This is a genomic window from Arthrobacter gyeryongensis (assembly GCF_039543785.1).
In the GTDB taxonomy this organism is placed as follows: domain Bacteria; phylum Actinomycetota; class Actinomycetes; order Actinomycetales; family Micrococcaceae; genus Arthrobacter; species Arthrobacter gyeryongensis.
In genome coordinates this window covers 304,923-331,773 of the sequence record NZ_BAABKK010000010.1, presented here as the reverse complement: position 1 = coordinate 331,773, position 26,851 = coordinate 304,923, and the positions used below count along the sequence as shown (strand labels likewise).

Annotated in this window: 21 protein-coding genes; 14 read left to right on the top strand and 7 right to left on the bottom strand. The window is 64.9% G+C overall.

Annotated elements, in window-relative coordinates; translation table 11 throughout:
- Positions 1-5: 5 nt before the first annotated feature.
- From ABEA18_RS08260 to ABEA18_RS08235, 6 genes are all read left to right on the top strand, one after another.
- A complete protein-coding gene (locus tag ABEA18_RS08260; RefSeq protein WP_345448761.1) occupies positions 6-551 on the top strand; it encodes a DinB family protein in 546 nt (181 codons plus the stop codon).
- A gap of 166 nt (positions 552-717) precedes the next feature.
- A complete protein-coding gene (locus ABEA18_RS08255; RefSeq protein ID WP_345448759.1) occupies positions 718-2,031 on the top strand; it encodes a MinD/ParA family ATP-binding protein in 1,314 nt (437 codons plus the stop codon).
- Between the two features lie 274 nt (positions 2,032-2,305).
- Positions 2,306-3,232, top strand: coding sequence for a glycoside hydrolase family 25 domain-containing protein (locus ABEA18_RS08250; RefSeq protein ID WP_345448758.1), 927 nt, complete (start codon positions 2,306-2,308; stop codon positions 3,230-3,232).
- A gap of 181 nt (positions 3,233-3,413) precedes the next feature.
- Complete coding sequence (locus tag ABEA18_RS08245) at positions 3,414-4,421, top strand: hypothetical protein (protein WP_345448757.1); 1,008 nt, start codon at positions 3,414-3,416, stop codon at positions 4,419-4,421.
- A 106-nt stretch (positions 4,422-4,527) separates the two neighbouring features.
- Entirely contained in the window at positions 4,528-5,748 is a 1,221-nt protein-coding gene (locus ABEA18_RS08240; RefSeq protein ID WP_345448756.1) for an MFS transporter, read from the top strand.
- A 197-nt stretch (positions 5,749-5,945) separates the two neighbouring features.
- Positions 5,946-7,256, top strand: a complete 1,311-nt coding sequence (locus ABEA18_RS08235; RefSeq protein WP_345448755.1) for an acyltransferase family protein — start codon at positions 5,946-5,948, stop codon at positions 7,254-7,256.
- On the opposite strand, the gene ABEA18_RS08230 is transcribed toward ABEA18_RS08235, so the two are convergent.
- The 4 genes from ABEA18_RS08230 to ABEA18_RS08215 are packed head-to-tail and all read right to left on the bottom strand — an operon-like array spanning position 7,240 to position 12,208.
- Positions 7,240-8,034 carry an alpha/beta fold hydrolase gene (locus ABEA18_RS08230; RefSeq protein WP_345448754.1) on the bottom strand — a complete coding sequence of 265 codons (795 nt, stop codon included), beginning with the start codon at positions 8,032-8,034 and terminating at the stop codon, positions 7,240-7,242. The two genes, ABEA18_RS08235 and ABEA18_RS08230, sit on opposite strands and share 17 nt — an antisense overlap.
- Positions 8,035-8,063: 29 nt before the next feature.
- Positions 8,064-8,981: a phosphatase PAP2 family protein gene (locus tag ABEA18_RS08225; RefSeq protein ID WP_425550496.1), complete on the bottom strand. Its 918-nt coding sequence runs from the start codon at positions 8,979-8,981 to the stop codon at positions 8,064-8,066.
- 32 nt (positions 8,982-9,013) lie between these two features.
- On the bottom strand, positions 9,014-10,036 hold the full coding sequence (locus ABEA18_RS08220) for a glycosyltransferase family 4 protein (protein WP_345448753.1): 1,023 nt from the start codon (positions 10,034-10,036) through the stop codon (positions 9,014-9,016).
- The gene (locus ABEA18_RS08215; RefSeq protein WP_345448752.1) at positions 10,037-12,208 is read right to left on the bottom strand and encodes an amylo-alpha-1,6-glucosidase; all 2,172 of its coding nucleotides are present in this window, start codon (positions 12,206-12,208) and stop codon (positions 10,037-10,039) included. It lies immediately after the preceding gene.
- Positions 12,209-12,629: 421 nt separating this feature from the next.
- Between ABEA18_RS08215 and ABEA18_RS08210 the strand changes: the two genes are divergently transcribed.
- From ABEA18_RS08210 to ABEA18_RS08195, 4 genes are all read left to right on the top strand, one after another.
- Positions 12,630-14,048: an extracellular solute-binding protein gene (locus ABEA18_RS08210; protein ID WP_345448751.1), complete on the top strand. Its 1,419-nt coding sequence runs from the start codon at positions 12,630-12,632 to the stop codon at positions 14,046-14,048.
- Entirely contained in the window at positions 14,045-15,013 is a 969-nt protein-coding gene (locus tag ABEA18_RS08205) for a carbohydrate ABC transporter permease (RefSeq protein WP_345448750.1), read from the top strand. The genes ABEA18_RS08210 and ABEA18_RS08205 overlap by 4 nt, the downstream gene beginning before the upstream one ends.
- A 92-nt stretch (positions 15,014-15,105) precedes the next feature.
- The gene (locus ABEA18_RS08200) at positions 15,106-15,909 is read left to right on the top strand and encodes a carbohydrate ABC transporter permease (RefSeq protein ID WP_345449079.1); all 804 of its coding nucleotides are present in this window, start codon (positions 15,106-15,108) and stop codon (positions 15,907-15,909) included.
- A 25-nt stretch (positions 15,910-15,934) separates the two neighbouring features.
- Positions 15,935-17,389 (top strand): glycoside hydrolase family 32 protein, encoded by a 1,455-nt coding sequence (locus ABEA18_RS08195; RefSeq protein WP_345448749.1) that lies wholly within the window; start codon positions 15,935-15,937, stop codon positions 17,387-17,389.
- A 115-nt stretch (positions 17,390-17,504) separates the two neighbouring features.
- On the opposite strand, the gene ABEA18_RS08190 is transcribed toward ABEA18_RS08195, so the two are convergent.
- Entirely contained in the window at positions 17,505-18,575 is a 1,071-nt protein-coding gene (locus tag ABEA18_RS08190; RefSeq protein ID WP_345448748.1) for a LacI family DNA-binding transcriptional regulator, read from the bottom strand.
- 390 nt (positions 18,576-18,965) lie between these two features.
- Here ABEA18_RS08190 and ABEA18_RS08185 point away from each other — a divergent pair, with 390 nt between their 5' ends.
- The 4 genes from ABEA18_RS08185 to menD all read left to right on the top strand — a co-directional run bounded on the left by ABEA18_RS08185 (position 18,966) and on the right by menD (position 24,951).
- Positions 18,966-19,769: a hypothetical protein gene (locus tag ABEA18_RS08185; RefSeq protein ID WP_345448747.1), complete on the top strand. Its 804-nt coding sequence runs from the start codon at positions 18,966-18,968 to the stop codon at positions 19,767-19,769.
- A 45-nt stretch (positions 19,770-19,814) separates the two neighbouring features.
- Positions 19,815-20,804 (top strand): o-succinylbenzoate synthase, encoded by a 990-nt coding sequence (locus tag ABEA18_RS08180; protein ID WP_345448746.1) that lies wholly within the window; start codon positions 19,815-19,817, stop codon positions 20,802-20,804.
- 109 nt (positions 20,805-20,913) lie between these two features.
- Positions 20,914-23,004: a PhoX family protein gene (locus ABEA18_RS08175; RefSeq protein ID WP_345448745.1), complete on the top strand. Its 2,091-nt coding sequence runs from the start codon at positions 20,914-20,916 to the stop codon at positions 23,002-23,004.
- A 237-nt stretch (positions 23,005-23,241) separates the two neighbouring features.
- Positions 23,242-24,951 (top strand): 2-succinyl-5-enolpyruvyl-6-hydroxy-3-cyclohexene-1-carboxylic-acid synthase, encoded by a 1,710-nt coding sequence (gene menD / locus ABEA18_RS08170; RefSeq protein WP_345448744.1) that lies wholly within the window; start codon positions 23,242-23,244, stop codon positions 24,949-24,951.
- A gap of 137 nt (positions 24,952-25,088) precedes the next feature.
- Here the strand turns inward: menD and ABEA18_RS08165 are convergent, their stop codons facing one another.
- Together ABEA18_RS08165 and ABEA18_RS08160 are read right to left on the bottom strand one after the other, a co-directional pair.
- Complete coding sequence (locus tag ABEA18_RS08165) at positions 25,089-25,865, bottom strand: amino acid ABC transporter ATP-binding protein (protein ID WP_345448742.1); 777 nt, start codon at positions 25,863-25,865, stop codon at positions 25,089-25,091.
- Positions 25,862-26,836 (bottom strand): amino acid ABC transporter permease, encoded by a 975-nt coding sequence (locus tag ABEA18_RS08160; RefSeq protein WP_345448741.1) that lies wholly within the window; start codon positions 26,834-26,836, stop codon positions 25,862-25,864. The genes ABEA18_RS08165 and ABEA18_RS08160 overlap by 4 nt, the downstream gene beginning before the upstream one ends.
- Positions 26,837-26,851 lie beyond the last annotated feature (15 nt).

Below are 26,851 nucleotides of genomic sequence, written 5' to 3'. Positions count from 1 at the left end.
AGCCGATGGATCCGGTCCGGGAAGCATGCCTCGCAGGATACAGCCGCGCCCTTCGGGAGTTGATCAGCTGGCTGGAGAACGCGACGAGCTCGGAGCTGCAACGCAAGAGCAACGGGACCCGCTGGACCAACGAGGAACTGCTCTTCCACATGGTCTTCGGATACATGATCGTCCGGTCCCTTTTGCCCTTGGTCCGCATCATGAGCCGCTTGCCCCGATCCTGGGGCAGGCGATTTGCCGCCGGATTAAATGCGGCTGCCGGCCCGTTCGACGTCGTGAACTATTGGGGTTCCAGGATGGCCGCGGCTGTCTACAACCGGCGCCGGATGAGCCGGAAACTCGAAAAGACGATCACGGCCCTGGCGCGCCGCCTCGAACGCGAAAGTCCAGTCACCCTGGCAAGATCGATGCCTTTCCCGACCCGCTGGGATCCTTTCTTCACGGCCGATATGACACTCGCGGACGTCTACTCCTACGCGACACTGCATTTCGACTTCCATGCGAAGCAGCTGAGCCTCCGGCCACCGGATTCCTTGCCTGAGTCGTCCTGATGTCCGGGGAGCGGCACATTCTGCTGGATGGCCCAAAACCCGTGTCCAAACTGCCCGGCACGGCCCGCATGTCAGGTTTGAGGCCCTCGCCACCTAGACTTGCTGGTTGAAGCAATCTAAACGAGAGCCGCGGCGCAAAACGCTGCGAGTCTTAGGGGACAAGACCATGCCGGATTCTTTGGACAACGAAGCCAGCGCCGCTGCATCGAACGAAGGGCAGCCCGACCTTCGTCGACGCCGCGATCGCCGTCGCGCCGAGGGTGACCCCTGGACAGGAACTATGCCGATCATTACCCCGAACGATTCCGACGCACCCGAAACCGCTTCTGCCCCGCTCCAAAGCAGATCCTGGGCTGAAGCGGCAGCCGCCGCCGACGCCTCCGCCGGAACGGCAACGGACCGCGCGGAAACAGGCCGCGAAGACCCGAGCAGCGGTGACGCGAGCCGTGAGGAACCACGCCGCGAGATCCCGGCGGCGGCAGCACCGGCGTCGGGAGCTGTTCCCCCGGCTGCCGCACGAGCCGGGCGCGCCGCAGCCGCCAACGCACCGATTTCCGACTTCATCTCGTCCCCGGGTTCCTTTGTGCGGGAACAAAAGCCGCGGCCCATCGGTGGCTTCCGCGGCATGCTCTACCGGCTGACCGGCGGCGCCTGGAACCTCGGGCCCAGCGCCAAGCAGCGTGAAGAGGACGAGCTGGCGCGGCGCATTTCCCGGCAGCTTCAAGGCAGCTACAACACGGCCGTCCTGAGCCTCAAGGGCGGGATCGGCAAGACCTCCACCACGGTGGGCGTCGGCCTTACCCTGGCGGAATTCCGCGGCGACCCGCCCTGCGCCATCGATGCCAACCCTGATTCCGGCGACCTCGTGGAGCGCGCGCTGGGTGAGGGCATCTACCAGAAGGCCACGCCGCGCACCATCACGGACCTGCTCAAGAACGTCGACAACGTCGATTCGCTCACGGCGCTGGCCCGGTACATGCATCATGCCGGCCGACTGCACCTGATCGCCGGCGAGCAGGACCCGGAAGTTTCGGATTCACTGACCGCCGAGGAATACCTGCGGATCCGCCAGTTGATCTCGGGCTACTATTCCATCGCGCTGACCGACTGCGGGACCGGCGTCACGCACAATGCGATGAGCGGCATCCTGCAATCGGCCGACAACCTCATCATCGCCGCCGGCTATGCCGTGAGCGGTGCCAAGCGAGCCCGCAGCACCCTTCAATGGCTCGCGAGCCATGGCTACGAGGAACTCGCCCGCAACGCGATCGTGGTCATCACGGACAAGGACGAGGTGTCGTCCCGCGTGGACAAGGATGCCATCGAGGAACACCTCTCGGGGATCTGCCGCCAGCTGATTGCCGTACCGCACGACAGGGGAGTGGCCGACGGCGACCTGGTCACCCTGGACGTCCTGCGCCCCGACACCCGCCGTGCGTACAAGGAGATCGCGGCCGCGATCGTGGACGGGTACGTGTAGGGCTACTTAGTTATTGCGCCAAGTGACGCTGGCGACACTCTATTTACTACTTGGATTTCTCGAGTATGAGCGGGTTATTACTCGACTACTACGCGGATTGCAAATTGTCGCTTCCGCCGGGATTTCCCTAGAGTTGCGCCTGGACGTCATTCGCTTTGCGGGGCGACCTCGCCATGACCGGGAACTGGGCCCGGGCATGGTGCACCCCATTCTGTGCCTTTTGACACCCCGCTGCGCCCGTTTCTGAACCCGAGGCCAGCACCCAGGAGCCTCCTTGATTCCCAAAAAACTTGCCTTGATGTTCGCTGCCGTGCTTCTCCTCGGACTGACGGGTGCCACTGGCGCCCGCCCCTCCGCAAACACAGCGCCCGACGCCGCCCCGGCACCCATCGCGAACGCCGCACCCGCCGCTGAGGTGGCCCCGCTCGCGACGCCGACTCCAGCACCACCCGCCGTTCCGCAACCTGCCGCCGCACCCGCGCCCGCCGTCGTCGTACCCAAAGCTGCAGCCGTGCCCCAAGCTGCAGCCGTGCCCCAAGATGCCGCCGTGCCCCAAGATGCCGCCGTGCCCCAAGATGCCGCCGTGCCCCAAGATGCTCAGGGCGGCTCGGTGAAGGTGCTCGACACCACCGCGGCCATCACGGACCCCAACTGGTTCCGCCAGGCCTACGCCGAGGGCTTCCGTCTCTACGTGATGCACTCCACCGCGTGGGGCACGTGCACTCCGTGGCAACAGACCCAAGCCCAATTGAAGATGGCGCTCGACGCAGGCCTCAAGATCGCGGTCTACACGCGTGACGCGTCGTGCTGGGAGAACGGGATCAAAGCCGCAGGCCCGTACATGTCCCAACTGCAGTTCTTCGCCCTGGACATCGAGCCCGGTGGATCCTTGGTGACGCGGGCCATGGTGGATGGCGTGCGGAGCCTGGGCGTGCGGCCCGTGATCTACAGCGGCAGCGGCATGTGGCCAGGGTTGATGGGCAACAGCACCGCATTCTCGGACGTGCCCCTCTGGGATACCGACACGAGCGGCCTCAACTACTCCAGCTGGACCGCGAACTATCTGGCGCCGGCACCTGTGCAGTACGGCGGCTGGAACACGGCAAGCACCATGCGCGTGGGGATCCAGCAGAAGTTCGAGCACACCCTGAACGGGATCAACGTTGACCTGAACTCGTTCAACGCGAGTTTCCTGAAGTAGTCGCTGCGCTTCTTGCCCTGCGCTGCGCTGAATTCCTGACGCAACGGGAGTTCCGGGGGCGTCAGGAATTCCGGGGGACGTCAGGAAAACACGAGGTCGGAGGGCACGGGACGCGTCGGAGGGCACGGGACGCGTCGGAGGGCACGGGACGCGTCGGGATTGTTTCCTTGGAGTTGTCCACATGGGGGAATTCGGTGCTGTCGTGGGCCTCGATCAACGTGGCAGCTTCGTAGGCATGACCCAGTTGCCCCGCCTGATCCTCAGCCGAGATCACCTTTTTCACGGAACGACTCTTAAGGAACTCGCTCAGAGTGCCAAGACGGGCGCCTTGCATCGCGTCCGCCAAGGAGTGTACGTTGACGGCGCTGCGTGGGACGCACTGAAACCGTGGGAACAATATCGTGTCCGGGTCAACGCTGCGGCCGAAACCTCCAGCTCGCGGACCATTTTCGCCAGACACTCGGCTGCGTCTGTATGGGGTATCCCCACCATCGGACTGCGTCATCCGGTGCAGGCCGTGACCCTGAGGAACGACGGCGGCCGCTCTCGGGCCGGAATATCCCGCCACTACGCGGACCCCGCTAGCCTCAAGGTGTATCGCCGAGAGGGACTTCTGGTGACTGACAGGGTGCGCACGGTGCTGGATCTGGCCGCTTTCACCCCGTTCGTCGAATCCATCGCTCCTTTGGATCACGTCCTCAAAGCCGACCGGAAAAGGAGATTGCCCGCCATCACGAAAGAGGCACTTCTGGCGGGAGCGGATGGAATTTACACGGCGGCGGCCACCCGGAGAATCCAAGCGGCGATCGATTTCGCAGATCCCCTGTCTGGATCTGCGGGGGAATCCTACAGCCGCGCTTTGATGCATGTCGCCGGATTCGAGGCCCCGGTTCTTCAACGTGAATTCCGCGACGAAGCGGGCCTGGTGGGCTATTCGGACTTCTATTGGAAGGGCGTGCGGCTGGCCGGGGAGTTCGACGGCATCGATAAGTACCTGAAACCGGAATTCCTCAAGGGACGCACCCCCGCTCAAGCCGTCGCCGAGGAGAAGCTGCGCGAGGACCGGATCCGTGCCACGGGGTGCGGCGTCGTCCGTTGGGTGTGGCAGGAACTCATGGCTGCCGGGGTGTTCGAACAGAAGCTGGCAGCAGCAGGGGTGCCCCGGCGTCGTCCGCTTGGATCCCGATGAGGCGCGGAGTGCCTGGCGCTGCGCCGAATGCCTGACGCTGCCGGAATTCCCTGAGCGGCAGGTATTTGGCGCGTCGCAAAGGAGGTGGCGTCCTAGGATGAAAGGGATGACGACAACCAGCACCGTTCAACCCTTCAATCTCCGCAGTATCGCGTTGCCCGCTTTTGGGCCCGCCTTGCTGTTCTGTATCGGCGAAGGCGCGGTGCTTCCGGTGGTGGCGTTGTCCGCCCGCGACCTTGGTGCTTCCGTGGCCGTTTCCGCGTTGGTGGTTACCCTGATCGGGCTGGGGTCGTGGTTCTTCAACCTGCCCGCTTCGCTCATCACCATCAAGTTCGGCGAACGATGGGCCATCGTAGCCGCAGGCGCCGCCGGAGCATTGGCCTTGTTGGCCGCCGGATTCGCGCCGCTCCTTGCGCACAACGGCATCTGGCTGCTCGCCGCGGCGATGACCGTCGTTGGGATGTGCACGAGCGTCTTCAACCTCGCGCGCCAGAAGTACCTCACGGAAGCCGTCCCGGTCATCTACCGGGCACGCGCCCTGTCGACGTTGGGCGGCGTCACCCGGATCGGCGTGTTCATCGGTCCGTTCGTCGGCGCGGCCGTGATGCAGTTCGCCGGCATCAGCGGCGCGTATTGGGTTGGCGTGGTGGGCATGGCTGCCGCCGCGGTGCTGTCCCTCACCATCCCGGACCTTGTGTTGCCGGACGACGTCGACGGCGGACGCAAGGGTCCCGAGCCCACCCTCCGTGGCGTCGCGGTTTCCCACGCGGGCGTGTTCCTGACCATCGGGACCGGGATACTGCTGCTCAGCGCGCTGCGAGCCTCACGCCAAGTAGTCATCCCTTTGTGGGCGGACCACTTGGGATTGGACGCCACACACGCGTCACTGATTTACGGCTTGTCCGGCGCGATCGACATGCTGGTGTTCTATCCGGCCGGCAAGCTCATGGACCGCAAGGGGCGCATGTGGGTCGCTGTACCGTCCACCCTCATCATGGGCGCGGCGTTGTTCCTGATGCCGTCGTCCGCCGAGTTTGTGGGGCTGTTGCTGGCCTCGCTCCTGATCGGCTTCGGCAACGGCATCAGCTCAGGACTCATCATGACTCTCGGCGCCGACTTTTCCCCGGAGAAGGGTCGCGGGCAATTCCTCGGCTTGTGGAGGTTCATTTCCGACGCCGGTGCCACAGGCGGGCCCGTTCTGCTCTCGGCCCTGACCGCTGCAATATCGCTCGCGGCGGGCGTCTGGGTCACCGGCTTCCTGGGCGTGGCCGCCGCGGCGGTGTTCGCCGTCGCGCTCCCGAAACTTAAGCACCGCAGGAACTACTAGTCCCCACCGGCTCCCAGCCTTCGCAAGCTCAGGCAGGGACCCTCGCCGGTGGGGGCCCAACCACCGGCTCCCAGCCTTCGGGGCCCAACTGGCTCGCAATAGATGTCGTTTTGAGGGCTCAGAACGACATTAGCTGCGAGTTAGTTGGGTATGTAGCTCCCAGACTCCGGTCAGGTGCATCCGGTATGGTGAATTGGATGTTCTCAGTCATCGCGCCTCCGCATCGTGCCCCCACTGCGAATCCGACCGCTGGGGAACCCGTCACGGACAACGCACCGCCGCTTGGTTCCGGGGCGGAGAATCGCCTGCCGAAGAGCGAGGCAAAGCAGTCCCGGCCTGATCTCGCGACGCTGACCGCGCTGCGTTTTGTTGCCGCTCTGTGGGTGGTGTTCTTCCATCTTCAGGCCATGCAGCACACCTTCCTCGCCCCCGTCTATGAGCTGTTCCGGCCCATCATTGCCAACGGCGACCTGGGCGTGGACGTGTTCTTTGTGCTCAGCGGCTTCATCATCACCTACACGTACCTGGACCGGCTTGGCCCACGTTTCCGCTGGCGGGCTGCAGCGGACTTTGTCTGGGCCCGGTTCGCCCGCATGTGGCCCGCGTTCGCCCTGGTGGTGGGCGTGTTGGGCCTATGGTTCGTATATGGGACCGCGCAGGAATCCGTGCGGGAATGGTCCCTCCAGACCCAGGCTCCGGACCTGTCGCCGTGGGGGCTGGCCAAGCAGCTGCTGATGATGCATCTCTGGTTCCAACCGGGTACCGACGGCGCCAGCTGGTTCGGCCCGGGATGGACGGTCAGTGCCGAGTGGCTGGCCTACTTGGCGTTTCCGCTGCTGGCGCTGGCCCTGTTCCGGCTGCGCCGACTGCATTCGCTCGCGGCGCTGGCCGCTTCCATGCTCGTCCTCCTGCCGACAGCCATCTGGGGTCCGGACTTGCCAATCGCCGCGGATGAGGACCAGCCGTACCAATGGCTGCTGCGGATCGCGTGCTGCTTCATTGCGGGGGCTTTCGCCTGCATCGCAGCTCGGAACGCGGACCGTATGAAGTTCAATCCTGCCCTTGCCGGTCCCGGCGCCCTGCTGACGGGAACCGCCGTCGTGATCTTCCTGGCCGCGGCCGGAAAACCTGGCCCGGGACGGCTGGCCGTGCTTGCCTTCCCGCTGCTCATTGCGCTGCTTAGCCTGACCCGCGGCTGGCTCCGCTCGGCGTTGTCGGCGCGGTGGCTGCAATATGGCGGCCACAGCTCCTACAGCCTGTACTTGGTCCACATGTTCTTCATCTACCTCTTCTACTGGCTCATCAAGGACTGGCCGCATGGGGCCAGTCCGGTCGCGGAGAACTTGCTCGGGGCGGCGTGCCTGCTCGGGATTGCCTTGGCCACCCATCTGTTGTTCAAGTACGTCGAGGAACCGGCCCGGCTCCGGCTGCGCGCATTGGTGCCTAAGGTTGGGGCCCGCGAGGGTGGGTGTGTGATGCCGTCCCAGAACCTCAGTCGAGTGAATTGAGGAACGCGGTGGCATCCGCTGCCACTTGGTCCGGGCACTCCCACAAGACCAGGTGCCCTACCCCGGGATAAACCTTCAACGCGGCGCCGGGTATTCGAGCCGCCAAGGCTTCTTGGTGCCTTCGAGGCAGCACACCATCATGTGCGCCCCACAAGATCAGGGTGGGCGCGAGAATGGTTCCGGACTCCGTGGGCGGAGTTGCCGTACGCAAGCCATCGAGGATGAGCTTCCACGCATGCGCGGGCATCCTGACTCCATCGCGCACCCGGTCCTCGATATACCAAGCAGGTATCGCATGCAGTAGTGGGAACCATGCAAGGGAATTCCGTACCCAGCCCTCGTCGACCGGGTCCTGGAGACTGGCGACTTCGTCGGCGAAAGCAGTCCGACCCCGCAGGCTTAGGGGCGAGCCCACCAGCACGAGCGCTGCGACACGATCGGGGTACCCGATGGCTAGCTGCTGGGCCACGTAGCCGCCGCTGGAGGAACCAACGACGAACGCCCTCTGGACACCGAGCGCATCCAGGATGGCTGCGGCGTCCTCGGCCTGTTCCGCCAACGAATAGCCGAGCTCCGGCTTCTCCGCGTCTCCCTGGCCGCGGAGGTCGGGTGCGTAGACCCTGAAGTCCGTCAGCAGAGGTACAAGGCGGTCAAAGCTACGACGGGATTCACCCCAGGCGTGCAACAGCAGCAACGGCTTCGCATCGGCGTCGCCGTGGACGAGGCACGGTACCCGTATGCCCGTGGTGAGCCTGAGGTCCAGGACTTCGGCGCCCATAGCATCAGGGTACGCCTCGCCGCGCGGCACTAAGGTGACTGCCGCCGTCGGGCATTCAGGCCGAAAAGCCAGGTGGCAGCGACCGTTGCCAGATAACCGGTGATGACAATCAGGGAGACGCCGGCCCAGAAATAGTTGGTGGTGCTTTCCTGCCCGAAATCGCTCGCGATTCCAATCAGCGAGTACACCGCAAGGGCCGCGGCGACGACGCCCGCCAGAGTCGACAGCGAAAGCCACACACGCGACGACGCCCAGTGCTCACCGCGTCCGTCCTCGACATTCCAGCGCTTTCCGGTTCGCAGGACCAACCAGCCAGCCGGCAGCATGACCGCTCCCACGACGAGGAACGCGGCGACGACGTCGGCGGGCCGGTGCCACTGGTTGATCAGCGTGGAAACCCCGGCCGCCACTGCGAAAGTGCCGCCGAGGAACCCCGCCAGGGGCCGCCACCGCGGCGATACCACCAAGAACACTGCGGCAGCCGCAGACGCCGCGAGCGTGGTGTGACCGGAGGGCAGCGAGTTCAGTTCAATGGTCTGGACGCCGCGGAACGGCCTGTTCGGAAACCAGTCCTTGAGGAGCTGGGTGGCCAGGTTCGCAGCGACACAAGCGGCCACCGCGATCCCGGCGGACTTCCAGCGGCGGCGCATGATCGTGACGAACAGAACGACGACGGCGGCGATCGCCACAGAGATGACCGGCAACCAATCGAGGAACTGGGTGGTTGCCCGCTCGGTGGGACCGTTGATGGTCGCGGCTTCCACCAGGGCGGATTCATCGATGTACTGTCCCGTGGTGGTGCGCACGAAAAAATAGTAGGTGGCAACGAATGCGGCCATGCATGCCAGGGTGGAGAGCACAAAAAGGAAGCCCATCCCAGCGCCGGCCCAGCGCCTGCTGGCGGTACCACGTGTGGCCGGCATCCGGCTCGTCTTAGGAAAACTCATTACTTTCAGGGTGTCATATTTGGCTGGGAGGATCACTTTTGCTCGGCGAGGAGTTCCTCATAGAGCGCCAGATGTTCGGCAACCATCCTCTCGGCGCTGAAGTAGTTTTCCGCGGCGCGGCGGCACTCGCCGCGGTCCAGCGTCGCGGCGGCAATGACGGCTTCGGCCAGTTCCGGGGGACTGGAACGGAGATAGCCCGTGACGCCATCGGACACGATTTCCGGGGCTGATCCCCGGAAAGTTGCCACCACCGGTGTCCCCGTGGCGAGGGACTCGATCATCGCCATCCCGAAGGGTTCATCCCACTGAAGCGGATTCAACAGGGCCACGGACCCGCCCAGGAGGACGAACTTGTCCGCAGCGTTCAGCTCGCCGAGGTATTCGACGTCGGGCCCGAGCAGCGGTGCGATGACCTCGGCGTAGTACTCATGTTCTTCCGCGCTGTACATCTTGGCCGCAATTCGCAGCGGAACCTGGGCGAGTCGGGCGGTCTCAATTGCTTCCGGCAGGCCCTTGCCGGGGTGCATCCGGCCGAGGAAGCTGACGTAGGCGCCGTCGCCGGCTCCGAGCGGGACGGACTGGGTGTCTATCCCGTGGTGAATGACCTTCCGTATCTTGATGCCGGGGGCAGTGTCCGCTTGATGGTGAGAGATGGCAATGATCGCGGTGTCCGTGGCCATGGCCTGGTAGATGTCATGGTTTTCTTCCGAAAACGGGAGGTGCGCCGTTGCGACGATGGGCGTTCCCTTCGGCCGATGCCGGTACAGCGGCCCCGCCAGGGTGTTGTCGTGGATGAGGTCGACGTCGTTCATGGCCGCGAATGCGTACACGCTGTGGCGGAGTTCGTCCGTCCCGTTCCCTATCCTCGAGCCGTCCGCAAGCGGCGGGCCGGGGACTTTGTCCACTGGACATGTGCTTCCGGACGCCGCCGCCAGAAGCACATCGTGGCCCGCGGCAACCAGGCCGCGAGCCAGGATGTCGATGATCGACTCCGTGCCGCCGTATGCAGGCGGCGGTACTGGAATCCAAGGCGGGGCAACCAGTCCGATGCGCACCTAGTGCCCCCGCCGCGGTCCGGCGGTGACGTGGTGTACATCAAGGAGATCGGACAACGGCTTGCGGGCTTCGAGGTGGAGCGCGACATTCTCGGGCAGGTCCGTGACCCGTGTTTTTCCGTTGACCACCTCCACGGAGATCCGGGAGCCGGCGAGCGGGATGTTCCGCATTCGGATGTCGCCGAAACCTTCGGGAACCACCGGCGCCAGCCAGAGGCCGCCATGGGTGAGGCACGGATCGAAGCGGAGCAATACCCTCAGCAAGTGAACCGGTGTGGCAGCGGCCCATGCCTGTGGCGAACACGACGAAGGGTAGGGGACGGGCGTCCCGTAGGTCTTCCTGTCCAGTCCGCAGAACAACTCGGGGAGCCGTCCGCCGAACGCCTCGGCCGCATCGAGGAGGCTCGTGACGAGGCGCTGGGACTCCTCGACGAAGCCGTAGCGCATCAATCCGCCGGCAATGAGGGCATTGTCATGCGGCCACACCGAGCCATTATGGTAGCTCGCCGGGTTGTATGCCGCCATGTCCGAGGCCAACGTCCGGACGCCCCAGCCAGAGAACATGGTGTCCGACATCAGCCGCTCCGCGACTAACGGAGCCTTGTCGTCGTCGACGATTCCGCTCCACAGGCAATGGCCCATATTGGACGCGCAGGCGTCTACCGGCCGCTTGTCGCGATCGAGGGCGATGGCGAAATAGCCGCGTTCAGGAAGCCAGAATTGCTCGTTGAATTTTCGCTTGAGCTCGGCTGCCCTCGCGCCCCACACAGCGGCCAGCTTCAGGTCTCCGTCTTCTTGGGCCATCAGGGCTCTGCTGAGATAGGCGGTGTAGACATAGCCCTGTACTTCGCACAAGGCGATCGGCGGCTCCGCCAATGTGCCGTCGGCGAAGTTGATGCCGTCCCCTGAGTCCTTCCAGCCTTGATTGAGGAGGCCAAGGTCCGTGGCCCGCGAGTACTCAACGAAGCCGTCGCCGTCGGCGTCTCCGTAGTCGCGGATCCAGTCCAGGGCGCGGTCCACCGCCGGCAGAAGGGATTCCGATACCTCGGAATGGAACCCCCAGCGGGTGAGCTCCCCGGCGAGCGTGACGAACAACGGGGTGGCGTCCACTGAACCGTAATAGGCACTCCCGCCGCCAAGCGCGAGGCCTGTGGTGGCGCCGAGACGCACCTCGTGCAGGATCCGGCCCGGCTCCTCTTCGCTGAGCGGATTGACGGTACGGCCCTGGTGGTCGGCGAGGGTTTTGAGTGTTCCCAGCGCGAGCGAAGGATCCAGTGGAAGGGTCATGAAGGACGTCAGGAGCGAGTCCCGGCCGAAAAGGGCCATGAACCAAGGCGATCCCGCAGCCACCACCGTGCGTCCGGGATGGTCGGGGTCGAAGATCCTGAGGGAGCCGAGGTCTGCCCTGCTTTGGGCCAACGCTTTCTCGAAGGCCTTGTTGGCAAGTTCCGTTGTAGGAACCTTGCCATGCCACTCCTGAAGCCTTTCTTCAGGGACATCGTAGGGGCGTTGGTTCCCCCAAACCTGGGCATCCGCCTCGGGTCCGACCCCGTCGATCCGTGGCGTGGCCGTCACACCCGTGGACCAATGGCCTTGGGGTTCAAGACTGATGTCGTAGCTGATGACATCCCCGTCAACCACGCCATGCGGAGCGTCAACGGCGACCAGGACATGCCGGCCCTGCCGCTGGGACTCAAGCACCAACGAACCGTCGCTGCCCCGGGTCAAATGCACACTCTCGTGGCGTGCCCGGCCCTCCTTCACTTCGAAGATGTCGGCAAAGTCCGCATTGACCGTGAGCGAAACCGTGGCGCGGGCGGGCTTGCTGGAAAAATTCCTGACGGTGATCTCTTCGTGCACTCCGCCGAACAGGCTCCGCCGGCGTTCAATCAGCAGATGGCTGTCCGTCAGGCCGTCGGTGCGAGAGGCTCGGCCGACGAAATCGGCGCGATAGGGCTCCGGGACAGGAGAACCCAAGGCCTCGATGGGGTGGCCGTTCACCTCCAATGCCCAGTTCGAAACGAACCGCGTGTCACGGAAGAACATCCCGTGCGGTCGCAGTTGGTCCATGTCTCCATTGGCCGCAGACACGCAAAACGATGTTCCTGCCAACAGTGTCACGGCACCTGCGCCGGCCGAACCTGCGAGGTTCTCGGCATTCCAACCTGTCATCAATGGGCTCCAAAGCTAGGGACGGGGGAATGGGGCAGCTTGTTTCAGCGTATTCGCCACGTCTTCGGAAGTGAACCCTCCTGCAGATATGGGGGTGTTTGGGTGGACGCTCGCTCGGGTATGGGGGTTTTTGGGTGGACGCTCGCTCGGGTATGGGGGTAGGGACCCGGGGATTGGGGCACTTATCTGAGCGAGGGTTTGCCGTTTGGGGCACTTATGTGAGCGAGGGTTTGCCGTTTGGGGCACTTATGTGAGCGAGGGTTTGCCGTTTGGGGCACTTATGTGAGCGAGGGTTTGCCGTTTGGGGCACTTATGTGAGCGAGGGTTTGGAGGGTGAGGGGCACGTAACACGAATGTGACGCTTGACACGTGTTAGGTGATGGATTTACGCTACCTAACACGTGTTAGGAAGGAATTGGACATGGCAGGAAGCAATGGGAAGCTGCGTGAGATCTCACGCAGGACAGCCCTTGGTGCCTTGGGTGCGGGAATTGTTGGAGCAACGGTGGCGTCGTGGCCGCGGTTGACCGGCATGGACATCCCGGGCCGCGGCGACAACAGCCTCAGCATCGCCATCATGGGAACCGCAGCGGACGCAGCCGCCCGCCAGCGGGTCATCGATGCGTTCGCGAAGGTGCACCCGGAAATCAAGGTGAAAGTCCAGGCCATCCAGGCCGCGGACTGGAAGGACTTCTTCACCAAGATCCTCACCATGGTGGCAGCAGGAACGCCACCGGATGTGGTCTACGTGGCCACCGAAGGTGCCCAGCTCTTCGCCGAGAAGCTCGCGCACCCCTTGGACGAGTACCTTCGCCGCGACGCCGCGGACATGAAGGAGTACTTCGCGGACGTCCACCCGAGCCTCGTGGAAGCGTTCATGTACAAGGGCAGCCTGTTCCAGCTTCCCATCGACTGGAACGCCGCCAACATGTACTACAACACCTCGGCATTGCAGCAAGCCGGACTCGAACGTCCTGCGGACAACTGGACCCAGGTGGACTTCCGGAACAACCTGGCAGCGATGCGGAAAGCGCGGCCGCAGGACTTCACTCCGTACTACTGGACCAACAGGCTCTTCGGCGGTGTGGTGCCCTGGCTCTATGCCAACGACACCAGCTTCCTCAAGGAATCCAAGTCCACCGGTGGCGAATGGCTCTGGGACAGCTTCTACGCCCAGGATCCTTCCCGCGGACTGCGCTCCGGCGGCTACCAGTGGCTTGAACCCAATGCCGACGACCCCCGCGTGTATGAGTCCTTCGACTACCTCCGTGGCCTCGTCAAAGATGGTTTGGGCGTTCGTCCCGAGGAAGGCGGCGGAAATTCACTCGTCGGGCTGTTCGCCTCCAACAGGATCGGCATGACCCCGGCCGGCGGCTACTGGGTGGAAGGCCTCCACGAAGCAGGAATGAAGGAAGACGGCTTCGACGTCCAGTTCTTCCCGCGCTGGCGCACCCAGCGGCACCAGTTCGGCACTGCCGGCTACGCCATCATGAAGACCGCCAAGGACAAGGACGCGGCTTGGGAGTGGCTCAAGTTCGCTTCGAGCCTGGAAGCCATGCGCTTGGTCTTCCCGACGCCGAACACCACCCCGGCGCGCCGTTCCATGGTCAACGAGCAGTTGTACGCCGGCCGCGGACCCAAACACTGGAAAGTCTTCTACGACACCCTCGACAAATTCCCCACCACAGGTCCCATTCCGGCACCGCCCCAGCAGGCCGCCGTCGAGACCGCATTGATGAAAAACGTATCCCTGGCCGTCAGCGGTGATGAGAACCAGCTCAAGCAGGCCCTCGCCTCCATGCAGCGCGACCTTGAGATCGCCTTGAGGAGGCAGGCATGAGCACGGCAAGCACGCGCACATCCGCAACGCGCCGAAACGGCGCGGGGCCCAAACGCCGAAACGGCGTCGAAGCGGGGAGCGAGGCAAGCGGAAGACAGCGTCAGCGGTGGCTGCCGTGGGCGTTCCTGGCTCCGACCATCCTGGGCATGGGGCTGTTCACGCTCGTGCCGATCGTCGCTTCACTGGTCCTCGCGTTCTTCCGCTGGGACATTATTTCCGCGCCAAGCTTCGTCGGGTTCGACAACTTCGCCGAAGTGGTCCAGGACCCCACAGTGCGTGTCTCGTTCCTGAACACCATATTGTTCGTGGTGGTCGCCGTCGCGCTTCAGCTCGGCCTCGCGCTAGCACTGGCGATCATGGTGCAGGAGAAGCTGCCGGCCTGGCTCCGTGTCTTCTTCCGCAGCGCTTTCTTCTTCCCGCTGATCCTGTCCGCCGCGTCGGTGTCCATCTTCATGCGCTACCTGTTCAACGAACAATTCGGCGTGGTCAACTGGCTCTTGTCCTTCGTAGGCGTCCCCGCCGTCCCGTGGCTGACGACGCCGGCCGGTTCTGCCGCCGTCGTGATCCTCGTGTACGTGTGGCAGAACTTCGGGTTCTCGTTCCTGTTGTTCATCGGCGGCCTGGCGTCCATCCCCACCGAAACGTACGAGGCGGCGTCGATCGATGGCGCCACGGGCTGGCGTAAACACCTCCACGTGACGCTGCCCCTCTTGAGCCCCACCACCTTGGTGGCGTCCGTCATGGCGATCATCAACGCCCTGCAGGTGTTCGACCAGCCCTACGTCCTGACCCGCGGCGGCCCCGGCGACTCCACGCGAACCGCCGTGATGGTGATTTTCGAGTCCGCGTTCCAGCGCCTCGAGTTCGGCCAGGCCTCGGCGATCGGCGTCATCCTCACGCTGATCATCATGGCCATCACTGCCGCCCAGTTCCGGCTCAGCAAACGATTCGTCTTCTACCAGTAAGGCCCGCCATGACTACAACCTCAACCCAGCGCGCCGACGTCGATCGCTTGGCTCCCCAGCGGCCCGCGCCCCGCAAGAAGCGGAACTGGAGCATGGCGGGACGAATCGTGCTGCTCCTGATCGCGTCCGTTTTCATCCTCGGCCCGGTGCTGTGGACCCTGTCCACCTCGCTGCGGCCACCGGCGGAATCGTTCCAGCTGCCGCCGTCGTTCCTTCCGCTCCACCCCGATTTCTCGTCGTACGACCAGGTCTTCAAGCAGCTCAACATCATGCTGCTGGTCCTCAACAGCGCCCTCGTGACGGGACTGATCGCCGTCGGGCAGATGTTCACGGCGGCGCTCGCCGGCTACGCGTTCGCGAACCTCAAGTTCCGGGGCCGCGGGGCACTGTTCTCGATTGTGCTGGCCACCATGATGGTGCCGGCGCAGGTGACGATCGTTCCCGTCTTCATGCTGATCCGCGGCATCGGTTTGTCCGACACGCTCCTCGCGTTGATCCTTCCGGCGATCCCGACGGCGTTCGGCACCTTCCTGATGCGCCAGTACTTCCTGGGGCTCCCGGCCGATTTGGGCGAGGCCGCCGCGATCGACGGTGCCTCGCCGTGGCGCACGTTCCGTTCCGTGTATGCGCCCTTGGCGATGCCGGGCATGGCGATCGTGGGCATCCTGGCCTTCAACTACCACTGGAACGAGTTCTTCCGCCCGCTCATCCTGACCATCTCCGAGCAGAACTTCACGCTCCCGCTGGGCTTGGTGTCGCTGCAGGGCAACCTCGGCACGGGCAGCATCTCCGTGGTACTCGCAGGCGTGATCCTCTCCATGATTCCTGCCCTGGTGGTGTTCATGTTCGGCCAGCGCGCCTTGCGTGATGGACTCACCGCCGGCACCGGCAAATAACTTCTACTTCCCCGAAAGGACTTCGATGACGGACCTCATATCCTCCGCCCCTGCTCTAGCCGCGGCGGCCACCCACCCGGACCCGGCTTTCCCGCGCTTCCACCCCCGGCCGGCGCAAGGCTGGATCAACGACCCCAACGGCATCAGCTACATCAACGGCCGATACCACGTGTTCTTCCAGTTCAACCCGGAATCGGCACGGCACCATCGGATCCAGTGGGGCCACGTCAGCTCCCCGGACCTGGTCCATTGGGATGAGCACCCGGTCGCGCTTCGCCCGCAGGACGGCGGGCCGGACGAGTTCGGCTGCTGGACCGGTGTGGTAACCGACGACGGCGGTGTCCCCACCGCCGCGTACTCGGGCGTGCGGGGCGACGGTGGTCACTCCCAGGTGGTGATTTCCCGGGGCTCGGCGGACTTGGTGACCTGGGAACAGGGCGGCCATATTGCCGCTTCCATGCCTGACGACGGCCTGGTCACAGCCGTGCGCGACCCTTTCATCTTCCACTTCAACGGCAAGCGCTACGCCATGCAGGGCGCCGGGCTGGCCAATGGACATGCTGCTTTGCTGCTGTACACCGTGGAGGACATGTCCGACTGGACGTACCACGGCATTTGGCTGACCACCGAAAACCCCGTGGCGGCTACGTACACTCCGGCCGAGATCTGGGAGTGCCCGCAACTGGTTCAGGTTCCTTCCGACGGGGTGGGTCCCGACGGGGTTCTTTCCGACGGGGCCGACACCTGGGTCATGATGTTCTCCCTGTGGCTCTCCGGTGACGACCATGAGCACGCCAACGGGGTGGGCCACCTGATCGGCTCGCTTGTTGAGGACCCGTCTACTGGGCTGCCGGTGTTCGTCCCTCGTTCCGGCGGCAGGTCCGATCTTGGCCGGGACTTCTATGCCCCGCAGATCGTTCAGCTGGGTTCTGGGTCTTCGTCTGGTTCGCGGTCGACGTCTGTGGCGACGCCGGAGCCGCGCGCCCTGTTGTGGGGATGGGCCAACGAAGGCCCGGGCCGTGATGGCCGGCGTGGCCGTTCGCAAGACGAGATCGACGCCGCAGGCTGGGCAGGCGTGTTAACCCACCCCCGCTTCCTCTCGGTTGAGGATGGTGCATTGGTGGTTGCTCCTGCGCCTGAGGTGGACGCGTACCGGGGTCCTGTCCTTGCGGCCGGGGCTTCCGGGGCCGTTGACTTGCCGCCGTTTGCCGAGGCAGTTGTGACGGCTGGGACTGTTGCTGGAGCCGGTGAGGTTCGGCTGGTCCTGGCTGCGGGCGCGGAACAGCAAGTCGTGTTTGCGGGGCCGTTGTCCGAGGGCGAGGAACTCCGCATCTTCGTGGATGCTTCGTTGGTGGAGGTGTATCGGAAAGGTTCCGTTGCCACGACACTCCGTGCCTATCCTGCCTTGGGCGAGGAATGGATCCTTGAGCTTCCCGAAGGTGCGGAAGCGGACGTCTGGGAACTGAAGCTGCCGGAATAGGCGGCAGGCCGCCGTCGGGCACTCAACTTTTGACCACTTTTGGCCGGTGTCGCACTCTGGGGTCCCCGCAATTCCGTGGACTCCTCGATGGCGGCCCGGCCAAAAGTGGTCGGATCTAGAGAGCGGGTACAGGCCCGGTCGACTCACGGACCACCAAACGGCAGGGAACCATGGTTTCCAAGCCGCCGTTGGCCTCGAAACCGGTGCCGCCGCCCGACGTCGGCCGGTGGGCCGGATCCTCAATCTGCTCCAGCAACATGCTCATGGCTGCGGCACCCATTTCCCGCAAGGGAAGCGCCATGGTGGTCAGTGCGGGGACCATGGTGGCAGCGATGCGGGATTCGTCGTCGTAACCCATGATCGACAGGTCGCGCGGTACGGCGAGGCCCAACCGCGCGGCAGCCAGGGCGACGCCGATGGCGAGGCGATCATTCGCGCACACAATCGCCGTCGGGCGCCCGGTGGCGGAGAGAAGTCCCATAGCGCCATTGAAACCGTCGTTGATGTCCCACCCGGCCATGAACACGCGGTCTTCGCGGACGGGGATGGCGGCCTTGGCCATCGCTTCCCGATGCCCCATGATGCGCAACGGCACAGCCGGGGAGGTGGCGGCGCCGGCGAGGAATGCGATATCGCGATGCCCGAGCTGCAGGAGGTGCTCGGTGGCTTCCCGACCGCCGGAAACTTCGTCCGGGATCACGTGGTGCAGCCGTGGGGCCGGGCTGCTGTCGTAGCAATTGGCCAGCACCGAGGGGACCCGCAGCATGCCCTGGGGCACGTCGAGCGGCTTCAAGCCGACCGTGACGTACATCAGCCCGTCAACCTGCCGGTCCAACAGGGTCTCGACGGCGCTCTCGTCACGCGAGGCGTCGCGCTCGGTGTCCATGACCACGGTGACAAAGCCGTGGGCACGGGCGACGTCGTCGGCGCCACCGATGATGTTGCCGTCGAACGGGCTAACCACTACCTCGTCCGACACGATGCCGATCACGCGTGTTCGTTGGTTCCGCAGGCTCAGCGCGATGGGGTTGGGGGAGTAGTTCAGGTCCGCTGCGGCCTGCCGGATGCGGTCCTGGCTTTCCTTGGCCACGTTGCCGTCCCCCCGGCCGTTGAGCACCAGCGACACCGCACTCCGTGAGACGCCCGCCCGTTTGGCGACGTCGAGTGCTGTGGCCTTGCGCTGCATGCGTGCTCCTCCGGAGGTGGTTCCGTTTCTTGCTGCATTCTACCTAACGCGTGTGAGGAGTGGTTCCGGTCCGCGTTCCCGACGTTCCAAGCCGACGCTCGCTCAGATATATGGCCAAAACCGGGATCGCTCGCTCACATCATGTGAGCGAGCGTCTGTGGAAAACACCCCAAAGGTGAGCGAGCGTTTGCCGAAAACACCCCAAAGGTGAGCGAGCGTTTGGGGGCCCTGTGTGTCAGCAGAACGCTCGCTCAGATATAGGCCGTTCGAGCCGAACCCTCGCTCAGATATACGCCCTTCGAGCCGAACGCAAAGCGGTATCGTTGGGCGTGCCGGGCAGTTCCGGTGTTCTGATCTATGGGGGTGGGTCCGATTTTTTCCTTGCGCCAAATGGCTACGATCGTCCTGACAGCTGCGGTGGTAGTGAGTCTCAACGCCTGCGTGTTCGATGTAACTGCCGCCAGGCCGCTGGCCCCAGCCGGGACGTCCTCCGCCCCTCCGAGCTCCAAGCCATCCGCGGCACCAACTACAAGCAGTGGTACCCAAACGCGGGTCCAATCGTCGCGAGAGCTGCAGGCGTTGCTCGGCAACCTCCGCGCTCCCGACGGCGTGATGTCCCGGCTCATTGATGAGGCGGCAATTCAGGACATGCAGGATTCGATGGCAGTCGGGCCCGCCGACATGACCACAGATCCCGCCAATTGCCGGGACCTCCTGAAAGCAGGAGAGTTGCTCGACTACAGAATCCCGACGGCGGCCGCGGTGCTTGGCCCCCAGGCGAATATGTCCGTCATCATGGCCTCCTCCGACGATTCCGGCTATTTCTGGCAGGGCATGTACAGCATCGGCAAAGTTCTCGGATATTGCACCGAGGTGACTATTAGCTCGGGGAATCAATCCGTACACTCGTCCCTGATGCGGTTGAACATGGATCTTCATGGCTCGAAGTCGTTCGCCTACGTCACCACTATCACCGGTTCCGGGTCTCCGATCCATGTTCTGCGCATGGTCACCATGAGTGGAAACCTATTCGTCACGGGAGTGCACCCGCTGCCGGATGCGCGGCCCGCGGATGCGGTCATCCGGGAGCTCAGCAGCTACGTCAATGCGATCGTCGACCATGCAGGCGATCAACTGCCCACTATTCCTGCCACGAAACAGCCCACCCCGCCACAAACAGGCAACCCGGCCTAGCGGCGCCCCACCCGGCCTAGCGGCGCCCCACGTTACAGTGAAACCATGCCTCCATTCCCCACCCTCGACGAGCTCCTTGCCACAGCCAAAGTGGTCAGCCTGCCGATGCGGGTCAGGTTCCGGGGTATCACCGAGCGCGAGACCCTCCTGTTCCGCGGCCCGGCCGGATGGGGCGAGTTTTGTCCGTTTCCCGAGTACGGCGACGCCGAGGCTTCCCGCTGGCTCGCCGCCGCCGTCGAAGCCGCATGGCAGGGTTTTCCGCCGCCGCTGAGGGACACCATTCCCGTCAACGCGACCGTCCCCGCCGTACCGGCCGCCCGGGTGGCCGAGGTCCTGGAGCGCTTCGGCCGCGTGGACGCCGTCAAGGTCAAGGTTGCCGAGCACGGGCAGGAACTGGCCGACGACGTCGCGCGCGTCACCGCAGTCCGGGACGCCCTGCCGGACGCCGCGATCCGCGTGGACGCGAACGCGGGCTGGGACGTGGCGCAGGCGGTTGAGGCACTCGGGCGGCTCTCCGCCGTCGGGCTCGAATACGCCGAGCAGCCCGTGCCCCACATCGAGGGCCTCGCCGAAGTCCGCCGGCGGCTCGCGAAGCAGGGCACGCCCGTGCTCATCGCCGCCGACGAATCCGTGCGCAAGGAAGACGATCCCCTCAAGGTGGCCCGCGCGGGAGCGGCCGACCTGATCGTGGTCAAGGTGGCGCCGCTTGGGGGAGTGCGGCGCGCGCTGGACATCGTGGCGCAAGCCGGGCTTCCCGCCGTCGTAAGCTCGGCGCTGGATACCTCGGTGGGCATCCGTGCGGGGCTCGCGCTCGCCGCTGCGCTGCCGGAGCTGCCGTTCGCATGCGGGCTGGGGACCGTGCGGCTGTTCGGCTCGGACATTACGCAGGATCCGTTAGTGCCCGACGACGGCGCCATCCGCATTCGCGAAGCCGTCGCCGACGAGGGGCTGCTGGAGCAGTATGCGGCCACCGCTGAACGTCGCGACTGGTGGCTGGACCGGCTCCGGCGCGTGCACGCACTCCTTGAAGCATAGATTGCTGTGAAAAGGCTGGGAATTCACCGGAACTTTACCGGAGCGTCCTCTCGGATTCCGCTGGCCCTGTAAGGGTGGGGAAATCACTCAATCCCCGGAGGTATTTCCCATGTCTGAATCAACAAAGCGCAAGTTCGACTTGCTCCCCATGCTCGGCCATACCAAGGGCAAGCGCAGCCCCGTGACGTGCGCCCTGAAGTGCGACAACGCCTGCTCAGGCGAGGTGTGCAACACGAGCTCCAACCCCTACTTCCGCGACATCGCGTCCGCGGCCGTGTCCCGCCGCGCCGCCCTGGGCTTCGGCGCCGTCGGTGCGCTCGCCGTCGTGCTGGGCGGCAACCTGCCTGCCAACGTTCCCGAAGCCGGCGGCGTTGGCCTGTCCGAAGCCGCAAAGGCGGGTTTCGACAAGGCCAAGCTCAAGTTCGCGCCGATCAAGCCGGTCGACTACACCGTGGACGCGTTCACCGTGCCGGACGGTTTCGCGTGGCAGCCGATCATCCGTTGGGGCGATCCGCTCTTTGCCGACTCGCCGGCCTTCGAGCTGAACGGCCAGACCGCAGCGGCGCAGGCCCGCCAGTTCGGCTACAACAACGACTACACGGACATCCTGCCCATCCCGGATTCCAAGGACCGCCGTGCCGTGCTCTTCACCAACCACGAGTACACCAACGAGAACATCATGTTCCCGGTCACTTTGGCGGCTGCCGAGGCGCGTGCGATCGGGCGTGCCGCGCACGGGCTCACGGTTGTTGAACTCGAGCGCAAGAACAAGAACAAGCCGTGGAACTACGTCAAGGGTGCGCCGCTCAATCGCCGCTTCCTGACCGACACCACGTATGAGCTCACCGGTCCCGCTGCGGGCACGGACTTGGTCAAGACCATCGACGATCCGTCCGGCCGGGCCATCAAGGGCACCTTGGGTAACTGCTCCGGCGGCACCACTCCCTGGGGGACCATCCTCTCCGGCGAGGAAAACTTCAACGGCTACTTCGTAGCTCCCGGCACCTCTGCGGGCGACAAGCGCTACGGCCTCTCGAACAAGCCAACGGCCCGCAAGTGGGAACTGGATGAACCGCGTTTCAACACCAACAACGCCGGCTACTCCAACGAGGCCAACCGCTTTGGATGGATCGTCGAGGTCGACCCGTTCGACCCCTCCTCCACACCCAAGAAGCACTCCGCGATGGGCCGCTTCAAGCACGAAGGCGCCAACGTGATTGTTGCCGCCTCCGGCCGCGTGGTGGCTTACATGGGCGACGACGAGCGCTTCGACTACCTCTACAAGTTCGTCTCCAAGGGCAAATACATGCCCGGCGATTCGGTCGCGGCCCGCCGGAACAACATGAACCTCCTCTCCGAAGGCGACCTCTACGTCGCCAAGTTCACCGGCGATTCTCCCGCTTCTGAAATCACTGGGAACGGTGCGCTGCCCTCCGACGGCGCGTTCGACGGTTCCGGTGAATGGCTTCCCTTGGTGGTCGACGGCGCCTCCGCAGTTCCGGGCATGTCCGTCCCCGAGGTCCTGGTCTACACCCGCCTCGCCGCGGACAAGGTCGGTCCCACGAAGATGGACCGCTGCGAAGATGTCGAGCCGAACCTGGCCACCGGCAAGGTCTACGTGGTCTGCACCAATAACTCGGACCGGGGCAAGCCCGGCAAGGAAGGCGCCACCGAGGCCAACCCGCGCACGCTCAACCGGGACGGCCACATCGTGGAAATCACCGAAACCGGGGACCAGACCTCCACGCGCTTCAACTGGACCCTCCTGATGGTTTGTGGAGATCCGGCTAAGAACTCCTCCACGTATTTCTCGGGCTTCCCGGCGGACAAGGTCTCGCCCATTTCCTGCCCGGACAACGTCGCTTTCGACTCGGCAGGTTATATGTGGATCGCCACTGACGGCGCGCCGTCGTCGATCGGGTATGCGGACGGGCTGTTCAAAGTCACCCTGGCCGGCCGCGAACGCGGCAAGGTGGAGCAGTTCCTCGCCGTACCGCGCGATGCCGAGACCTGTGGACCGATCGTGCACGACGACGAGCGGACAGTGTTCGTCGCCGTGCAGCACCCGGGTGAGGAAGGGACATTCGACGCCCCGCACTCTTTCTTCCCGGATTACGTGGGCGCCGGAGCCGCCCCGGCCCCCGGCCAGGTGCGCGCCCCGCGTCCGTCGATCGTGCAGGTCTTCCGCAAGGACGGCTAGGTCTCTTCCCCGCCGCCCTGTCGCCTGCCGCCCGACGCCCGAGGGGGTTTTCGCCCGACGCTCGCCGGCCGACGCTCGCTCACCTATGTGGGTTTTTCGGCCGACGCTCGCTCACCTATGTGGGTTTTTCGGCCGACGCTCGCTCACCTATGTCTGCATGGGTGAGCGAGCGTTTGGGGTTTTGGCCCCATAGGTGAGCGAGCGTTTGGAGGGAGGCACCGCTAATAGACTGGTGCGGTGACTTCGCAAGGCTCCCTGAGCTCCCTCGCCGCTGCCCGTATCGCCGTCAAGGCGTTGCTCGACGGCGGTGTGCGGCACGTGGTGGTCTCTCCCGGTTCGCGATCAGCACCCATGGCGTACGCACTCGCCGAGGCCGAAGCGGCCGGGAATGTCCGCCTCCTTGTCCGGATCGACGAACGATCGGCCGGATTCACGGCACTGGGCTTGGCCTTGTCGACGGGCGCTCCGGCGGCGGTCCTGACCACGTCGGGCACCGCAGTCGGGAATCTTTTGCCCGCGGTCATGGAGGCAAACCACGCCGCCGTGCCCCTCGTGGTCCTTTCGGCCGACCGCCCCGCCGAGCTCCACGGCACCGGGGCCAACCAAACCACCATCCAACTGGACCTCTTCGGCGAACACGTTCGTTTCGCCGTCGACATCGCCGCCGGCAGCAACCCGCAGCGGGCCGTCGAGACCGCCATCTACGCGGCCACCGGCGCCCTCGAGGACACGCCACCCGGCCCGGTGCAGCTCAACCTGGGGTTCCGCGAGCCGCTGGTTCCGGAACCAGGCGAGGCGCTGCCCGCCACCAAGGGCCACGGAGTTTTCCATTACGACTCCGGTCCCCAACCATTGAGCATGCCCCCCGCTTCCGCCGAACTGGCGGAACGGCGCACGGTGGTTTTGGCGGGGCACGACGGCGGCCCGGTCGCCGAGGCGTTCGCCCGCGCCCACGGCCTTCCCCTGCTCGCCGAACCGTCGTCCAACGCGCGCTTCGGTCCCAACGCCGTCGGGCCGTATCGCCTCATGCTGGACAACTTTGGGCCCGGGTCTGCGCTGCCGATCGAGCGGGTGGTGGTCTTCGGCCGGCCTACGCTGTCCCGGCCCGTCGCCGCCCTCCTGGCCCGCAACGACCTCCCCGCCGCTATGTATGAGCCCGTTCCGGTGGCCTGGTACGAGCACGGCCGGCGTCGCGAGGAACGCTTCGATTCGTTGACTGAACTGGCAGGGTTCGCCGGCCGTGGCTCGGATGACTGGCTCGACGCCTGGCTCCTGGCCGGTGCCGCGGCCCAACACGCGCTCGACGGCGTCCTCGAGGCAGAGCGCGCAGCCAACGGACCCGCCGTGGGAGCCGCCGTCTGGAAGCACGCGCGCGGGCAGCTGGTCCTGGGCTCCTCCAACGGCATCCGCGACGTCGACCTTGCCGGACAGCCCAGCCCCGAACCCCTCGCCACAGTATTCGCGAACCGCGGCCTCGCCGGCATCGACGGAACCATCTCGACGGCCACGGGAATCGCCCTCGGCGCGGGCCGCGAAACCACCCTCCTCCTGGGCGACGTCACCTTCCTGCACGACGCCGGAGGCCTGTTCCTCGGAGCCGGAGAACCAGGACCGGACCTGCGCATCGTGGTCCTCAACGACGCCGGCGGGGGCATTTTCGGCCTCCTTGAGCACGGCAAGGTGGAGGACGACGGCGGCTACGGCACCGCCGTCGAGCGCCTCTTCGGCACCCCGCACAGCGTGGACATTTCAGCGCTCGCGGCGGCATACGGCGTCGGGCACACTTCGGTGAGTACGACGGCGGAGCTCGCCGCCGTGCTCGCCTCGCCTTTGAAGGGGCGCGCCATCGTGGAAGTACGCACGGACCGTTCGGAGCTGCGTCCCTTGCACGCGCGCATCAAGGCCGCAGTGGCCGCGGCAGTGTCTCAGGTGCTGCTCGGGGCGTAGGTGTTGCCTGGCGACGCGCAAGCTGGCTGGCGACGCGGAATCTGGCTGGCGACGCGCAAGCTGGCTCGCGACACGGAAATGCCCTGACGAGGCTGGATTTCCAGCCGCATCAGGGCATTTGCGCGTCGCAGCAGGAACTACAGCACTCGGCTGAGGAATTCCTTGGTGCGGGCGTGTTGGGGGTTGGCGATGATTTCGCGGGGGTCACCGGATTCCACCACCACACCTCCGTCCATGAAAGTCAGGCGGTCGCCGACCTCGCGGGCAAAGCCGATCTCGTGGGTCACCACGATCATGGTCATGCCGGACTTGGCCAGGTCCTTCATCACGTTGAGCACATCGCCCACGAGCTCAGGGTCAAGGGCGGACGTCGGCTCGTCGAAGAGCATCAGCTCCGGTTCCATGGCCAGTGCCCGGGCGATCGCGACACGTTGCTGCTGGCCGCCGGAAAGCTGAGCCGGGTAGTGGTTGGCTCGATCAGCCAGGCCCACCCGGTCCAACAATTCGAGGGCTGCCTTCTTGGCATCGCCCTTGGATTTGCCCTTGACCTGCACGGGCGCTTCCATGACGTTGTACAACGCAGTCTTGTGCGGGAACAGGTTGAAGCGCTGGAAGACCATGCCGATTTCCCGGCGTTGCGCGGCGATTTCCCTGACCTTCAGGTCATGGAGACGACCGTTGACTTCACGGTAGCCGATCAACTGGTCACCCACGGAGATACGGCCGGCGCTGATGGTTTCCAGCAGGTTCACGCAGCGGAGCATCGTGGACTTGCCCGAACCGGACGGGCCGATGACAACGGACACTTCGCCCTGGTTGACCGTCAGGTCGATGCCGCGGAGCACGTGGTGGGGACCGAAGTACTTGTGGAGCCCTTCGATCCGCACCAGCGGTTTCTGGGTGGTGATCGTCATTTTGCCTCATCCTCCGGGAAGTCCATCTTCAAGGACGGCTCTGCTTCGGCACTAGGTGCCACGGCTGCGGCAGCCTTGGCAGCTGCGGGGTTGATGACCGCCGGCGCGAGGTTGGTGTCCACGCCCTTGCCGTAGTAGGCCTCGATGTAGTGCTGCCCGACCATGAGAAGGCTGGTGATGACCAGGTACCAAATGGCTGCCACGATCAACAGCGGCACCGGAAGGTAGATCCGGTTGGCCAGGGCGTTGGTCGCGAACGTCAAGTCCAAGGTGAACGGGACTGCCAGGACCAGGGAGGTGGTCTTCAGCATGCCGATGGTTTCATTGCCCGTCGGCGGGACGATGATGCGCATGGCCTGCGGCAGGATGATCCGCCACATGATCTTGCCCTTGCCCATGCCTAGGGCTTCGGCGGCTTCGGTCTGGCCCTTGTCCACTGACTTCAGGCCGGCGCGGAAGATCTCGGCCAGGTAGGCCGATTCGTTGAGGCCTAGGCCCAGGATCGCTGCAACAAGAGCCGTAATGACTGTGCTCGTGTCCACGCTGAACAGTTCGGGGCCGAACGGCACCCCTGCGCTGATTTTGGGGTAGAGGACAGCGATCAGGCCCCAGAACACCAACTGGGTGTAGACCGGGGTGCCGCGGAAGAACCAGACCCAGACCCAGGAGGTGTAACGAAGAACCGGGTTGTCGGACTGGCGCATCACGGCGAGCAGGATGGCCAAGACAATCGCAATGGCCATCGAAGCTACAGTCAGGAGCAACGTCCAGCCGACACCCTGGACGACCTTCACGTCCAGGATGTAGGTGCCCACAACGTCCCAACGGAAGTTATGATTCGTGATCACGCTCTGCACCATCAGCGCCAGTAGGCCAACAATGATGATCGCGCTGATCCAACGGCCAGGATGCCTGACAGGCACCGCATCGTTCAGCACGGGCGCGGCGTGGCCTGGTTGATGATGATCCATCTGTGCACCTGATTT

Bases quoted from the DNA above. Each gene is read 5' to 3' on its own strand.
- ABEA18_RS08260 (WP_345448761.1), top strand. From the start codon at position 6: ATGGATCCGGTCCGGGAAGCATGCCTCGCAGGATACAGCCGCGCCCTT.
- ABEA18_RS08255 (WP_345448759.1), top strand. From the start codon at position 718: ATGCCGGATTCTTTGGACAACGAAGCCAGCGCCGCTGCATCGAACGAA.
- ABEA18_RS08245 (WP_345448757.1), top strand. From the start codon at position 3,414: ATGGGGGAATTCGGTGCTGTCGTGGGCCTCGATCAACGTGGCAGCTTC.
- ABEA18_RS08240 (WP_345448756.1), top strand. From the start codon at position 4,528: ATGACGACAACCAGCACCGTTCAACCCTTCAATCTCCGCAGTATCGCG.
- ABEA18_RS08235 (WP_345448755.1), top strand. From the start codon at position 5,946: ATGTTCTCAGTCATCGCGCCTCCGCATCGTGCCCCCACTGCGAATCCG.
- ABEA18_RS08230 (WP_345448754.1), bottom strand. From the start codon at position 8,034: ATGGGCGCCGAAGTCCTGGACCTCAGGCTCACCACGGGCATACGGGTA.
- ABEA18_RS08225 (WP_425550496.1), bottom strand. From the start codon at position 8,981: ATGAGTTTTCCTAAGACGAGCCGGATGCCGGCCACACGTGGTACCGCC.
- ABEA18_RS08215 (WP_345448752.1), bottom strand. From the start codon at position 12,208: ATGACAGGTTGGAATGCCGAGAACCTCGCAGGTTCGGCCGGCGCAGGT.
- ABEA18_RS08210 (WP_345448751.1), top strand. From the start codon at position 12,630: ATGGCAGGAAGCAATGGGAAGCTGCGTGAGATCTCACGCAGGACAGCC.
- ABEA18_RS08205 (WP_345448750.1), top strand. From the start codon at position 14,045: ATGAGCACGGCAAGCACGCGCACATCCGCAACGCGCCGAAACGGCGCG.
- ABEA18_RS08200 (WP_345449079.1), top strand. From the start codon at position 15,106: ATGGCGGGACGAATCGTGCTGCTCCTGATCGCGTCCGTTTTCATCCTC.
- ABEA18_RS08195 (WP_345448749.1), top strand. From the start codon at position 15,935: ATGACGGACCTCATATCCTCCGCCCCTGCTCTAGCCGCGGCGGCCACC.
- ABEA18_RS08190 (WP_345448748.1), bottom strand. From the start codon at position 18,575: ATGCAGCGCAAGGCCACAGCACTCGACGTCGCCAAACGGGCGGGCGTC.
- ABEA18_RS08185 (WP_345448747.1), top strand. From the start codon at position 18,966: ATGGCTACGATCGTCCTGACAGCTGCGGTGGTAGTGAGTCTCAACGCC.
- ABEA18_RS08180 (WP_345448746.1), top strand. From the start codon at position 19,815: ATGCCTCCATTCCCCACCCTCGACGAGCTCCTTGCCACAGCCAAAGTG.
- ABEA18_RS08175 (WP_345448745.1), top strand. From the start codon at position 20,914: ATGTCTGAATCAACAAAGCGCAAGTTCGACTTGCTCCCCATGCTCGGC.
- ABEA18_RS08165 (WP_345448742.1), bottom strand. From the start codon at position 25,865: ATGACGATCACCACCCAGAAACCGCTGGTGCGGATCGAAGGGCTCCAC.
- ABEA18_RS08160 (WP_345448741.1), bottom strand. From the start codon at position 26,836: ATGGATCATCATCAACCAGGCCACGCCGCGCCCGTGCTGAACGATGCG.